The 14,660-nt window shown below is 62.7% G+C and carries 10 protein-coding genes; 6 read left to right on the top strand and 4 right to left on the bottom strand.

The window, feature by feature from the left end:
- The first annotated feature begins 1 nt into the window (after position 1).
- A complete protein-coding gene (locus BLT40_RS11625; RefSeq protein WP_036109272.1) occupies positions 2-1,552 on the top strand; it encodes a DHA2 family efflux MFS transporter permease subunit in 1,551 nt (516 codons plus the stop codon).
- 119 nt (positions 1,553-1,671) lie between these two features.
- On the opposite strand, the gene acpA is transcribed toward BLT40_RS11625, so the two are convergent.
- The gene (gene acpA / locus BLT40_RS11620; protein ID WP_079521217.1) at positions 1,672-3,351 is read right to left on the bottom strand and encodes an acid phosphatase; all 1,680 of its coding nucleotides are present in this window, start codon (positions 3,349-3,351) and stop codon (positions 1,672-1,674) included.
- 354 nt (positions 3,352-3,705) lie between these two features.
- Between acpA and BLT40_RS11615 the strand changes: the two genes are divergently transcribed.
- A complete protein-coding gene (locus BLT40_RS11615) occupies positions 3,706-4,404 on the top strand; it encodes a hypothetical protein (RefSeq protein WP_079521218.1) in 699 nt (232 codons plus the stop codon).
- Positions 4,405-4,592: 188 nt separating this feature from the next.
- Entirely contained in the window at positions 4,593-6,005 is a 1,413-nt protein-coding gene (gene glnA, locus BLT40_RS11610; protein WP_090353251.1) for a type I glutamate--ammonia ligase, read from the top strand.
- Between the two features lie 1,129 nt (positions 6,006-7,134).
- Here the strand turns inward: glnA and BLT40_RS11600 are convergent.
- Positions 7,135-7,953 carry a DUF6402 family protein gene (locus BLT40_RS11600; protein ID WP_090353245.1) on the bottom strand — a complete coding sequence of 273 codons (819 nt, stop codon included), beginning with the start codon at positions 7,951-7,953 and terminating at the stop codon, positions 7,135-7,137.
- A 305-nt stretch (positions 7,954-8,258) separates the two neighbouring features.
- On the opposite strand from BLT40_RS11600, the gene BLT40_RS11595 reads away from it, so the two are divergent.
- The 3 genes from BLT40_RS11595 to BLT40_RS11585 all read left to right on the top strand — a co-directional run bounded on the left by BLT40_RS11595 (position 8,259) and on the right by BLT40_RS11585 (position 11,335).
- Positions 8,259-8,762, top strand: coding sequence for an Hcp family type VI secretion system effector (locus BLT40_RS11595; protein ID WP_090353243.1), 504 nt, complete (start codon positions 8,259-8,261; stop codon positions 8,760-8,762).
- 446 nt (positions 8,763-9,208) lie between these two features.
- Entirely contained in the window at positions 9,209-10,000 is a 792-nt protein-coding gene (locus BLT40_RS11590) for a glutaminyl-peptide cyclotransferase (protein WP_090353241.1), read from the top strand.
- A gap of 147 nt (positions 10,001-10,147) precedes the next feature.
- Positions 10,148-11,335: an OprO/OprP family phosphate-selective porin gene (locus BLT40_RS11585; protein WP_090353238.1), complete on the top strand. Its 1,188-nt coding sequence runs from the start codon at positions 10,148-10,150 to the stop codon at positions 11,333-11,335.
- A gap of 14 nt (positions 11,336-11,349) precedes the next feature.
- Here BLT40_RS11585 and BLT40_RS11580 read toward each other — a convergent pair whose 3' ends face one another.
- Positions 11,350-12,999, bottom strand: coding sequence for an alpha/beta hydrolase (locus tag BLT40_RS11580; RefSeq protein ID WP_090353235.1), 1,650 nt, complete (start codon positions 12,997-12,999; stop codon positions 11,350-11,352).
- 16 nt (positions 13,000-13,015) lie between these two features.
- A complete protein-coding gene (locus BLT40_RS11575; protein ID WP_090353232.1) occupies positions 13,016-14,650 on the bottom strand; it encodes an alpha/beta hydrolase in 1,635 nt (544 codons plus the stop codon).
- Between the last annotated feature and the right edge of the window lie 10 nt (positions 14,651-14,660).

Here is a 14,660-nt window from a genome sequence, read left to right as displayed (position 1 = left end):
GATGGCTGGGCAGAACGGCAACGGCGCATCCCGGCCGCCGCTCACCGGCGGTGCGCTGGTCCTGCTCACCGCGGGCGTGGCGCTCGCCACGTTCATGGAGGTGCTCGACATCTCCATCGTCAACGTGTCGGTGCGCACCATCGCCGGCAACGTAGGCGTGAGCAGCAACGAAGGCACGATGGCGATCAGCGCCTACTCCATGGCCAGCGCGGTGATGCAACCGCTGACCGGCTGGGTGGCGCGTCGCTTCGGTGAAGTGCGGACCTTCATGGTGTCGGTGATGCTGTTCGTCGTGTTTTCCGCACTCTGCGGATTTTCCACGTCGATGCCGATGCTGATCGTGTTCCGCCTCCTGCAGGGCGCGGTGTCGGGTCCGATGGTCCCGCTTTCGCAGACGCTGCTGCTCAACAACTACCCCGTCGCGAAGCGACCTATCGCGCTGGCGCTTTGGGCAATGACCGTGGTGGTTGCGCCGGTCTTCGGCCCGATTCTCGGTGGCTGGATTACCGACAACTACCACTGGTCGTGGATCTTTTTCATCAACATCCCGGTCGGCATCTTCGCGGTCGTCGTCACCTATGCGCTGCTTCGCGACCGCGAGTCGAAAGTCACGAAGATGCCTATCGACGCGGTCGGCCTGTTCCTGCTGGCCGTCGGCGTGGGCTGCCTGCAGTTCATGCTCGACAACGGCAACGACGACGACTGGTTCAGTTCGACGACCATCGTCGTACTCGCCATCGTGTCGCTGGTCTGCATCACCTTCCTGGTCGCATGGGAGCTGATGCACAAGCATCCGGTGGTGGAGCTGCGCCTGCTGGGCCGGCGTAACTTCTTCGTGGGTGTGCTGTGCCTCTCGCTGGGCATGTTCGCCTTCTTCGGCGGTACGGTGGTCATGCCGATGTGGGTTCAGGAGGTACTCGGCTACACGGCCACCTGGGCAGGCTTCGTCGTCGCTCCCATCGGCATCCTGGCTATCGTGCTGTCGCCCATCGTCGGCGTGTTTCAGAGCAAATTCGACCTGCGTCTGCTCAATACGATCGGCTTCGCGGTGTTCGCTGCCGCATCGTTCTATATGTCGACGCTCAGCACGAACGCGCCGTACAGCGAGCTGGCCATCCCGCGGCTCTGCATGGGTGCGGGCATCGCGTTGTTCTTCGTGCCGGTGAACCAGATCATCCTCTCGGGCATGCCCGATGAGGAGGTCGCGAGCGCATCCGGGTTGTCGAACTTCTTCCGCACGCTGGCAGGCAGTATCGCGACGGCCGTGAGTACGACGATGTACTCCCATCGCACGACGTATCACCACGCGGTGCTGTCGGAGAACGTCGTCGAGGGCAGCCGCACGACGACGGAGTACCTCGATCGCTTCCAGGCACTCGGCGTGCAGGGCCCGACCGCCAATGCGGCGCTCAACCGCATCGTCGACATGCAGGCGGCGACGCTGGCGGTCAATGACGTGTTCTGGGTCTTCGGGCTGATCTTCGGACTGGCGATGATCGCCATCTGGTTTGCCAAGCCGCCGTTCGCGTCGGGCGGTACCCCCGGACACTGAGGGTCCGGGCTGTCGCCAGCAGGCGGGCTCTTACGAGCAGGCTGGCTCCCACCACTGCCGGCGTCCCGAGGTCGTGGCTGCGGGAGATGGTCCGGTGGGAGCCCACCCTGTTGGCGATATCAAGTCGCCGAAAAGTCGAGCGTTTCGGTAAGATCGCCCGCCGCCGGCCCACCCGCCGCCACCATCGCATCCTCACGGATCTTCAGCCCCGGCAGCTTTTCCAGCTTGAACCGGCGCGTCAGGAAGCGCGCGATGGATCCGGTGTCGTAGATCGTGTGCTCGACGTGGCCCTTCTTCGCATAGGGCGAAACGACCAGCGCAGGGATGCGCGTACCCGGCCCCCAGCGGTCGCCCTTCGGCGGAGCGACGTGATCCCACCAGCCGCCGTTCTCATCGAAGGTGATCACCACCAGCATGTTCTTCCACTGCGGGCTCTTGCGCAGCGCATGTACGACGTTGGCGATATGACGATCGCCGGCTTCCACGTCGGAGTAGCCGGCGTGCATGTTGAGGTCGCCTTGCGGCTTGTAGAACGCCACCGGCGGCAGCTTCCCAGCCGCGATGTCCGCAAGAAAATGATTCGTCGCCGCCGTCTCGCCAAGACCGCCATCGCGCAAATGCTTCTTGCGCGCTTCGGTTCCCGGAGCCAGCGTCACGAAGTAATTGAGCGGCTGGTGATGTGGCTGGAAGTTCGGCGTCTGCGGGAAGCTGGCGTCGTCACCGTCGCCCTTACCGTCGAGCGCGGCCTGGAAACCGCCGCCATACCAGGCCCAGTCGACATCCTTCGCCGAGAGCACGTCGCCGATGTGTTTATGCTTCTGCGGCACCAGCGTGTTGGCGCTGGTGGCGTCGGCAAGCAGCGGATTCCTGCGATCGACGTTGAAGCCCGGCGAATAGGGCGGACCGATGGTGTTCACCGCCCAGAAGTCCGGGGTCAGCGTATTGTGGTGCGCGAATTTGGGTTTGCCATCCATCGCGCTCTTCGGCGATTCCTCGTCCATCTTCAGGCGATGGTCGAGCGGGTCGCCGCTTTCGGTGACCGCGATGTTGAACTGCGCGGGGCTCTTGTCGGCGTCCGGATAGAACGGCGGCTGCGCGGCGACGAGGTACTGGTGGTTGAGGAACGAACCGCCAAAGGCACCCATGAAGAAGTTGTCGCACAAGGTGAACTGCGAGGCGATATTCCACAGGCGCAGGTGCACGGGCGCGCTGGCATAGTGCCCCATGGTCAGCGCACCGTTGTCACCCCACGCGACGAAGCCGTCGTTCTTGCCGCCGTTGATCTGCAGCTGGTTGTTATAGAACGCGTGGACGAGATCGCGCGTGACCAGACCGTGCGGCAGCGGGGTGCCGTCGCCGGTGTGCAGTGCCCACGGCGCGTTCGGCAGGCCGGTAATGTCCTTTTCGCCGATCTTGTACGTTTTATGGTCGACGACCTGCTCGTGCGGCACGAGCCCGCCCCAGATGGGTGGCAGGGTCTTCAGCGGGGTGCCGTCGCGATCCCGCTGGATCAGACGTTCTGGCGGAACTTCGCTCAGCGGCTGCTGCAGACCGGGGAAGTCCCCGAACAGATTGTTGAAGCTGCGGTTTTCCGCGTAGATCACGACCACGTTGTCGATGTGTCTTTCGAGCAACGCATCCAGTGCGGCACCGGTCGGCGCTGGGCCAGCCGCCTTCTTGCCGGCTGCGGTCACCTCGCTTGCGCCACCCAGCGCGAGCATGGCGCCGGTCGTGGCCATGCCGCCCAGCAACCGGCGTCGCGCGGCGTCGGGGGTGTCGTTATCGGTTTTCTTGGTCATGGAGCGGCTCTGCGTGCGCCGGCCCGGGGAAAGGCGGCGGTGTGGGAGGGGCGAGGCCCCGCTAGGGACCGAAGCGTAAACGATGTGGGTGGCTCGGGAAAACGCGACGGCATCGGGAACGAGGCGTGAACGCTCGCGGACCTATTTACTGCGGCATGCGCGAGTCGGATGATGGCGCCGGCGCAAGGTTGCGCGACAGGGGAAATCGCGATGGCTATCAGATCTGGCCTCGGCATCGCCGTGGCTGTCGTACGGGGACATGGGCGGACGCTTTGCGCGGTCGGCGTCTTCGTATTGTCGATGACGCTCGCTGCTTGCTCCGGCAATCGGCGGCCAACAACGCCCCCGCCTCCGATGCCCGTTGAGCCGCTCCTTCCCGTCCCGCCCGAAGCGACGGATGTCACCGGACCCGCGGTCGTCGATCACCGTCCGCCGGCGGACCGGGCATACGACATCCACTCGTTGCTGATCACCAGCTGTGATTACGGGATTTATACGGTGCCCCAGAAACCGGCTTCCCTGTCGGCTGTCGCGTTGCTTCGCAACGAAATGGCTACCGCGCCAGGCGACCCATGGCACGGGCACACCATCGAGGTACGCCGTTACGCTGCCTATCTCAACGCCAAGCGCGCGTTGAAAGGCAGCGTAGGGTCGATGTATGGGGGCCTGCTTCCGATGCTCATGCTTCGAGCCGGCGAGAAATGCTCCGAGACGGAGATGCATGGCGGATGGTATGCGGGATCGGAGATTGTGAATGCGCTGTCGCCACTGATCGTCGAAATGATCGTCAGTGTCGACGGCAAGGTCTACAACGTGCGCTCGGTGTATTCGCCGCGCGTCGGCGTCACGCCCAAGCTCAAGCAGCCGACCGATGACAGCGAACTGACGCAGGCGATGATCAAGGCGGATCGCGCATTGCTCGCGCGGATGGGAACCGCGGTGCCGACAGCGCAGCCGGTGACTCCCGGTCCGGTCGCGCCGCCGACCTCGACGGCGCCCGCAAAGTCGTCGGACGACGATGGCTTTGTGAACTTTCCTTCCCACCAGCCTTGAGCGACGACGCTGGCGGATCGGCCGAAATGGTGCGTGAGCGAGAACGATGCACCATGATGGTGCATTTGCGCATCTTCCTCACACCCGTTCTATGATGGGAGAGCTTGATTCCGGCGCCCCGTCGATGGCGGATACGCTGGCATAGCGATTGCTACACGCATTCCGCCCACACCCATTTCGAGGTTTGTATGTCCGCCGCTTCCAAAGTGCTGAACCTGATCCAGGACGAGGAAATCGAGTTCGTCGACCTGCGCTTCGCCGACATGCTCGGCAAGCACCACCACGTCACGTTCCCCGCCCACGCCATCGACGAGAGCACCTTCGAAGACGGCAAGATGTTCGACGGCTCGTCGATCGCCGGCTGGAAGGGCATCAACGAGTCCGACATGGTTCTCATGCCGGATCCGGAGACCGCCCACCTCGACCCGTTCAGCGCCCACAAGCAGCTGATCGTGCATTGCGACGTGCTCGAGCCGAGCACCATGCAGGCTTACGGTCGCGACCCGCGCTCCATCGCCAAGCGCGGCGAAGCCTTCCTGAAGTCGACCGGCATCGCCGATACCGCCTTCTTCGGCCCGGAACCCGAGTTCTTCATCTTCGACTCGGTCCGCTGGCAGAACGACATGGGACGCGTGTTCTACGAAATCGGCTCCGAAGAAGCAGCCTGGTCGTCGCGCTACAAGTACGACGGCACCAACAGCGGCCACCGTCCGGGCGTCAAGGGCGGCTATTTCCCGGTCAGCCCGGTCGACAGCCTGGGTGACCTGCGCGCCGACATGTGCAAGGTGCTCGAGTCGCTCGGCCAGGTGGTCGAAGTGCATCACCACGAAGTCGCCAACGCGGGCCAGTGCGAGATCGGCACGCGCTTCAACACCCTGGTGAAGAAGGCCGACGAACTGATGACGATGAAGTACGTCATCAAGAACGTCGCCCACCAGCAGGGCAAGACCGTGACCTTCATGCCGAAGCCGATCGTCGGCGACAATGGCTCGGGCATGCACGTGCACCAGTCGCTGTCGAAGAACGGCGAGAACCTCTTCGCGGGCGACCTCTACGGTGGCCTGTCGCAGACGGCGCTGTGGTACATCGGCGGTATCTTCAAGCACGCCAAGGCCATCAACGCGTTCGCGAATTCGACGACCAACAGCTACAAGCGTCTGGTCCCGGGCTTCGAAGCGCCGGTCATGCTCGCCTACTCGGCGCGTAACCGTTCGGCATCCTGCCGTATCCCGTACGTGTCGAGCCCGAAGGGTCGTCGTATCGAAATCCGTTTCCCCGATCCGATGCAGTCGGGCTACCTGACCTTCACCGTGCTGATGATGGCCGGCCTTGACGGCATCCTGAACAAGATCGACCCGGGTGCACCGGCCGACAAGGATCTCTACGATCTGCCGCCGGAAGAAGAGAAGAACATTCCGCAGGTCTGCGCCAGCCTCGACGAAGCGCTCGCCGCGCTCGACAAGGATCGCGACTTCCTCAAGGCCGGCGGCGTGTTCACCGACGACTTCATCGACGCGTATATCTCGCTGAAGATGCAGGAAGTGACCCGCTACCGCGCGAGCACCCACCCGCTCGAGTTCCAGATGTACTACGCGATCTGATTGCGAGAGCGATCATCGGGTAAAAGAAAGGGGCGCTTCGGCGCCCCTTTTTCTTTGGTTCTCTCGCCGTGTTCAGCGCGTCATTCCCAAAGGCCCGGCGTCCAGTCGGCGCTGATCTTCCCGATTCTTTTCCGACCTCTGTATCTCGTTGCGCTTCCGCTCGTAAAAGGCCTCTATTCGCGCCATGGTTGCCGCATCAGAGCATCGGGTCGTATCGGCCAACATGAATCCACCGATGTTCACTAAACGTCGTCCCGTCTTTCCTGTATCTCCGCAATCGACATAGTCGAAGGTGGATGAGGGATCGTAGACGATGGTCTCACCGAGAAAGGCCCCGGTGCTCGCTTCGTATGCGCGATCAGAGACAGCGGCGTGCCACCGCTTCGCAAAGCCAACTTGCAGCGATGGATCGGGATGAGGAATACGGTGAAAAACTGAGGGCAGTACGCGGAAAGCGCTGTACGTGTCGACTCGGATACAGCCGTTCGGGCTGATCTCTGATGACACATACGTAGCGAAGGCTCGCTCCTACCAAACTGACCCGCTAAGGAGCACAACGGAGGCGGAAACCACGAGAGCAATAAGGAATCCTTGCGATCTCATTGCTCCGGTGCCGAGAGGGTACGCCTGATCGGGCGCCCGTTTTTCCACTCCGTCTGTATTCGTTGGCTCTCCTCCCGCTCTCGCTCGTAGAACGCTTCTAGCTTAGCGAGAGTGGCTTCGTCAGAGCAGCGGTCGGTATCCGTGAGTGAAAACTGATTGGCAACTACAACACGCCGCCCGGGTGTTCTCGTGTCACCCCAGTACATGATGCTCGTGGACGCCGATGGATCGAAAACGACAGTCTCTCCCAGGAAAGTGCCAGTGCTGGCTTCGTAAGCGCGTTTGAATATCTCGTCTTCCCACGACCTCCCGAGCGCATACCTAATCGTCGGATCAGGATCCGGAATACGGTGAAATACTGACGGAAGTACGCGGAACGCAGAGTACGTGTCGATGCGCAGACAGCCGTCGGGACTCGTCTCTGAAGATACGAGGGTTGCATATGCGCGTTCCCACCAGTTCGACGCATGATAGAGCGTGACTCCGGCCGCGACCGCCATAACGAACACGACTGTCTTCGTCTCCATTAACCCAGGTCCAGAAGAAGGCTCACAGGTTCCCAATGAACATCGGAATAGATGATGAAATCACCGCCATAGCCGGTCTGACAACGATAAGTATCGAAGTCCTTGTTGAATATGTTTCCGATCGGTTCGCCGCCCCAACGAAAGACCATGCCGTTCGACGCCGCATTCATGAGCATCTGGCCCTTGCTGAGGACGCCATCCTTAGTCCATGTGCCGAGGTATTGAAAGCCCTCAAAATCATAAGTGTCGCGTATGTAGTAGCCGGCGTGCGTAACCTGTAAGGAAATTCTTCCTGTTCTAGCGTCGCGCGTAGCTTCGCCAATGAGTACGACTTTCATGGCGGCCTTTCCCAGGCTTCCATAAAGATCGTCCATCGTGCCCAGGTTGTCCCCAAAAAGTTCGATATTCGACTGGCAAGTAGCCTCGAGCTGGATAGCTGTGTGATCCTTACTTCCAAACGCGACTCGATTGCTTGTGCCCCATGCAGCTCCACTCATACGCTTGCGAAGCAGTTCTCTGGCCGGACCATTCGCCATTTTCGCGCGCAATCTGGTCATGGCCATGGCTACATGCCCGTGCGAAAGCGCCCAGCTCATGCGAACGGCGTGCATGTTCACTTGACTAGGCGACAGGGTTCGCGGATCTGGTGGGTTGATCGATTTCCATTCGTGCGGAAGCACCCACGCCGCACCATGCAGCCAATGTTCCATCAATTCGGCGGAAACTGCCCATCCCATGTGACGCATCGCTCGGGGAATCGACTCGATCTTGTCTCTGATGCCAATGACCCTCTGGCAAGACGATGTGTTCTCAATCATGGTGACGCTCCTTGTTAGTTCGCGTGAGCGATCGCGCGTTCCGTAGCGCGCGATGCTTCCTTCTCCAATCATGCCTCGGTCTTGGGCCTGACCATCCGGCGCGGATAGTAGTCGTACCGGCAATCGCCATGTACCAAACGCGCGCCACGCATTCAGCAAGCGAAGCATCTTCATGAACGAACGATGTGCGGGAAATTGCGCTGTCCCTCAGTCTCAAACATTCGTCGACGAATTCCGGTACAACGCATGCCCGCACGCCGATGCGAGGCTGCGGATCGACATTATCGACATCATCAAGGAATCCGATGAAAAGCATCTATCTGAAACTGAGTGGCCCTGACATCGCGGGCGAGTCCACTGACAAAGAACATGCGCAGTGGATCGAGTTGAGTCGGCTACATCACCAGATGCAGCAGCCCGCGTCCCCGGTAGCCTCGACTGCAGGCGGGCATGCCGTAGGCCGTACCTCGCACGGCGACTTCCTCGTCGTGAAAGAGATCGACTTGTCGAGTCCCGTGATGTACCAGGCTTTGTCCGGCGGGACGACCTTTCAGTCCGCGCAGATAGACCTCTACAGGGACGCGGGGGATGGACGACGCGTCAAGTATCTCGAGGTGCAACTTAAGAATGTTCTGATATCGAGCATCACCCTCAATGTTGACGGGGCCCCGCTACCCACCGAAACCATCGCTTTACGATATGCGGCGATCCAGTGGAAGTATCAAAAGCAGAACACCGATGGCGGTCAGGGCGGGATGACGCTGGGAGCATGGAGCCTGACGAAAAACGACAAAACCTTCAGTGTTTAAGCGAGAATAAAGGTCAGACTAGATCGTCACTCATTTCCGGCTGATTCCTGCGAACTTTACGGGACGCCTGAGCGCTGTCGAACAGTGCACTGACGGTAGCGAAGTCTTCGGTGGGGTAATGCGTAAAGAATCGGTACGCTTTGCACATTGTCGTCTCGATCATGCCCGCCCCGGTGCCGGAAGGTAGCCTCACTCATGGGGGCGGCAGTCTGGACACGGCCGCCCGGACGCATCGCGACAGCGTGAACCGTCAACGGCGACCGGTTCCTTCTCGACCTGACGGTGCCGTCTGGCAGCAGTGCCGACGCCACGCTGCCGGACCCGACCTATCGCACCCTCGGCCCCCGCAGCCACGGGGTGGGTGCGATCTTGCGAGCCGCCGTCGCCCCTTGATCGTGGCGAAACTGCCGTTAGGATGCCTGCAATTCACACACAGGTATCCCGGCATGACAACCTCTCCGATTCGCGTGGCGGTCCTGGCCGCGTTTGCGTGGCTGGTCGGATGTGGCAGTGTCGCGACGGCCTCCGATATTCCCGTGTACGGCTACACGGTGGTGCGCACCTACCCGCACGACCCGAAGGCTTTTACGGAAGGGCTGTTCTACGACGGCGGTTTTCTCTACGAGAGCACGGGCGAATACATGGGCTCGGGCGTGCGCAAGGTCCGGCTCGATACCGGTGAGGTCGCGCAGCATCTCGACACCCCGCCCGGATACTTCGGCGAAGGCATCATCGTCTCGGGCGACCACCTGTTGCAGCTGACCTGGCGCGATGGTGTCGGCTTCATCTACGACCGCAAGACCTTCGCGCCCGTTGGCAAGTTCAGCTATCCCGGCGAAGGCTGGGCGATGACGCGCGACGCGAAACATCTCTACATGAGCGACGGCACGCCCACCATCCGGGTTCTTGATCCGGTGACCCTGGCGCAGACGGGTCGCATCGACGTGACAGCCGATGGCGTGCCACTGCGCATGATCAATGAACTGGAGTGGGTGAAGGGGGAGATCCTCGCCAACGTCTGGCAGACCGAACGCATCGCCCGTATCGATCCGAAAACCGGACGCGTGACCGGCTGGATCGACCTTTCGGGGCTCGTCGACACGAGCCGCATGGATGACCCGGCCGATGACGTCCTCAACGGCATCGCCTACGACGCGGCCCACGATCGCCTGTTCGTGACCGGCAAGCGCTGGCCCGCGCTCTTCGAGATTCGACTGAAACCGAAACGTTCCCGCTGAGTGGCACCGCGGTAAACCGCGATCGCCCTCAGGTAATTACGATTCAGGCCGATCATATTCGCAAGATCTGAGGATATTCTTATATCCGTTGTATAGTCTTACGAATAACGCCCGGCTGTCCGCCGGGAGCCTCGGGAGGGGACCCGCTTGAAGACCATCATCCTCGGCGCGCTGGCGCTGATCGCTCCCGCCTACGCGCTCGCCGCCGACGTACCCGCCACCAGCTACGACTGGCGAAGCAACTGGCCGACCCATCACGTTTTCGCCGACGGCACGGATCTCGGCCTCACGCTGAAATACCAGTTCGACCTCGACCGCTTTTCGCACGACGAAGGCACCTACGAAGACGCGCAGACCAATCGCCGGAAGGAGTTCGGGTTCTTCGTACGCAAAAAAGGTGTCTACGACGCGACGGTCGTATTCGACTTTCAGGCGAAGACGTGGCTGGATACGTTTTTTCGCGTGCAGAGCAAGGCACTGCTCGGCGACGACTACGGCGCGCTACGCGTGGGTTTCATGAAAACGCCCGTCGGCTTCGAGGGCAACACCAGCACGGGAACGACGTCGTTTCTGGAATCCTCGCTGCCGATGCAGGCGGTGTACGCGAACCGACGCCTCGGTATCGACTGGGCTCTGACCCGCAAGCAGTACCTGATACAACTCGGCTACTACCACGGCGGCAACCTGCAGGGTGATCTCGACGGCCGCATGGTGGCAGGGCGCGCCGCATGGACGCTGCACAACTCGCCGGGCGACGTGTTGCACCTTGGCCTGTCCCTTTCGCGCGAGACACCTGACGGCACGACGGACGGACGCGGGCGCTACACCCCGCCGAACATCCGTCTGCGCGCCTTGCCCGAGGCCGGCCTGATCACCCAGCGACTCATCGATTCCGGCACGCTCAGCGTGGCCGATCATGTCGATCGTCGCGGTCTCGAAGGCCTGTGGATCGGGGGGCCGTGGTCGGTTCAGAGCGAATACCTCGACGCCCGCGTCAAGCTGGTCGACAAGCCCGCCTTCATCGCACACGGCTGGTACGCGTTCGGCAGCTGGGTGGTCACCGGCGAATCGCGCACCTATAACAGCGGCAACGTCGCCGATGTCGTTCCGAAGGGGCCCTGGGGCGCACTCGAATTCCTCGTTCGTTACAGCACGCTCGACCTCGACGACGGCCCGGTGCTGGGCGGCACCGAGCACGACTGGACGTTCGGTGCGAACTGGTACATCACGAAATACCTGAAACTCCAGGGCAACTACGTCAGGGCGACCAGTGACCGGCGCGATCTGCGCATCGACCCGCACATCGTCGAGGTGCGCGCTCAGATCATGTTCTGAGCGCGCTTTCCCGATCAGAGCCGTGCGTCATCCCACTCATACGACGCCGTGAGATCTTGGTAAGGCTCGCCGGGCACGAAAGCGCATGCCGTTTCCCTGTCCGGGCCTTCGGGGAGGCGGCCCTCCAGGAGATAGGCCATGGCGGCTTTCTCCACACATGGTGTCGCGGACTGAGCCAGCAGGCCGTGCTGTGAGCTGCCCTTCGCGACGACGAGCCGACTGGAAGGGAATCGGTCGAGCATGGCGCGCGCACCGACCAGTGGCGTCGATGCATCATGCTCGGACTGGATCAGCAGGAAGGGAGCACGCGTTTCGAGCACGCCGAAGTCGGGGCTGCGCGCGACCCGCGACGGCCACGCCGCACAGGTCAGCTGGTCGAAAATCTGCGAGCCGTCAGCCTGGGTGTAAGTGAATGCATCGCGGTCCGCGCGGGCGCGAATCTTCTCCTGCATCGGCTCCCAGGATTCGTCGTTGCACATCACCGCGAGGTTGAGCCACTCGCCGTGACGGTCGACCAGCGAGTCATGCCGATGTGCGTTGCCGTGGCGCCCCCGGACCTGGCCCGCCACGGTGCTCGCACCACGCTGGGTGAGCTCCAGCGCGGCCTGTCGTATCGCACCGTCTGTCGCGGCATCGAGGCTGAACCGGTTGGCAGCCGCCAGACTCTGCAGGCTTCGCCAGTTGCGCCAGCCGGATGCCTTGACCCACCTGTCCATCGTCATCGCGGCGGCGAGATGGGCGGGACTGATCAGCGCATCGTGCCATGCGGGCCTCAGCTCGTCGGCGAAGCCACGGATCGCGCCCTGGAGTTCGCCGGCATCGCTTACCTGCCCATAGCGCCATGGCTCGTGCAGGATGGGAGCCAGCACGCGTTTTTCGAAGGCATCCTGCTGCGCGTCATTCGTCAGCTCCATGGCGGTGCGGTAGCCGCGGTGAAACATCAGAGACGAGTCGAGCAGCATCCTGCCCATGCGCTCCGGGTAAAGTGCCGCATACGTCGCACCCACCCGGCCCCCGTACGAGATCCCGTAAAAGTTCAGCGTGTCGTCGCCCAGCGAAGCGCGGACGGCGTCCATGTCCCTTACGTGCTGCTCCGTACTGAGGTACGCGGTTTCGGCGTGCACCGAACACGCGTCGGCTTGCGCACGCGCATCGGCGATGGCGCTCTTCCAGTTGGCGTCGTCGCGATGTGCTGGCAGGAAGTGACGTGTCGGTGCGACCGCGTCGCACTCGTAGGTCCAGCCGCCCCGGAGTCCGCGAGGAATCACCGCGATGAGATCGAAGCGTTCGACAAGCCGCCGTCGGTCGCCGTGTAATGGATCGGACGCTTCAACCGCGCCGAATGCCGCGGCCATCGACGCGACGAAGGCCGCCGGTTGCCCGCCGGGGCCACCCACATTGACGAAGAGCGCTCCTTCGCGTTTGAACTGATCCCCGGCGGCGATCCTTACGATGCCGACTTCGATGGTGCGCCCATCCGGCCTGAGATGATCGAACGGCATGCGCGCCTTCCCGCAGTGCAGCCGCTCACCCAGCTCAGGCCACGTGCCGCCGGTAAGCTCGGCGGGACAGCTGGCCCACGTGATGAACGGCACGCGCGCCAGCAGGGAAGGCGACGCGACGGCGCCGAGCAGCGCCAACGTCAGAGGTAGCAGGGTTTTCATGATCGTCCTTGATCCGTCATCGGAATTCGTCGTGCGTTGCGGGCGTGGCCGGCGTCGACGCGGGCGCCGGCGTGTGTGGCAGCGCGGACAGGGGATTCTCGTTGGTACCCTCGCAATACGACTCGCGCGACTCACTGTCGGGGAGGCTGCCGTCGAGGAGATACCGGGCCACCGTTCGCTCGATGCATTGCGATGTCGTGAAGTTGAACACGCCGTGCACCGATGAGCCGCGAGCCGTCAGAAGCCGGGCATTGGGATAGCGGTCGAGGAGATTTCTCGAACCCTCCGCCGGCGTAGCCACGTCATGCTCGGACTGGAGCAGGAGAAACGGCGGTGCCTGCTCCACACGCGTGAGGTCCGGCAATCGTGCGGTGGCATGGGGCCAGCGGGAGCACACCAGTTCCTCGAGAATGTCGTCACCGTTCGAGTGCAGGTATCGCGCGGCGCCGTTTACAGCGCGTGCGCGGATCTGGTCATCGGAGAACGCCCATCGCGAGTCGTTGCAGCCGACGGCAAGACGGACGGAGTCGCCGTCCTGTCCGGCGTCGAAGCGGGGGACGGTGGGTGCCGGCGCGAAGTAATGTGCCGCCAGTTGCATCGCGGCCCAACGGATGCCGCGATCCAGCGAGGCGTCCGCGCTGAAGGTCTGGCGGCGGATACGGCCTTCGAGCTTCGACTGCGACTCAGGCTCCGCTTCGCGGATCCAGCCCGCGATCCACAACGCGGCCGCCAGCCGTGGCGTCGAGTCGAGGAAGGGATACCACATTTCCCTCGTGCGTCCCGGAAGGTCGTCGAACGACGAGGTGATCGCGGACGGGTCGTCCGGAAGGCCATAAAGAACGGGATCGGCGACGATGGGCGCGAGTGCCTTCTGGAATTGCTTTCGCCGCGCCGTCTGCGTCATCTCCATCGCCGCACGGAAGTCATGGGTGAAAAGCATGGTCGAGTCGAGCAGCATGCGACCGATACGCGTCGGGTACGTGGCGGCATACCAGCCACCGACCCTCCCGCCATACGAGATGCCGTAGAAGTTCAGTGAGTCGTCACCCAGCGCACGGCGGACCATGTCCATGTCGTGGACGTGTTGTTCGGTACTGATGAAGCGTGCTTCGGGTGGCGCGGCGCACGCCGACGATTGTTCGCTGGCCTCCTCGATGACTTTCCGCCAGTTGTCGTCGTCCAGGTGGCTGGGCAGGAACGCGTAGCGAGGTGGTAACCCGGTGAGGCACCGGTACTCCGTGCCACCGCGAAGCCCACGGGGAATGACGGCGATCATGTCGAAGCGCTGCGCCAGGCGATATTTGTCTGCGGTGTCGGGATCTTCAGGGTCTTCCTGGCTCCACCCGCGGGCGATGGCTAGGAGGAGCCTTCCCGGATGGGCTCCGGGCCCGCCGGTGTTTACGAACAGCGAACCTTGCCGTTGGTCGGCGGCGGCGGCGCGTATGCGCACGACGCCGACATCGAAAAACCGGCCATCCGGTGCCATGTGGTCCAGAGGCGCCCGCAGCGTGCCGCACTGCAGCCGATCACCCAGGGCCGTTCCGCCGGATCCCACCAGATCGGTGGTGCAATCGGTCCAGGCGATCTGCGGGTTCGCGAAGCTGGCCAGCGGAAGCAGGGCCAGTGCGAAGGCCGTGAATCGTTGTTTCATCGTGGTCGTC

This window comes from Dyella sp. 333MFSha (genome assembly GCF_900102405.1).
In the GTDB taxonomy this organism is placed as follows: domain Bacteria; phylum Pseudomonadota; class Gammaproteobacteria; order Xanthomonadales; family Rhodanobacteraceae; genus Luteibacter; species Luteibacter mycovicinus.
This window is presented reverse-complemented; position numbering and strand designations above follow the sequence as displayed.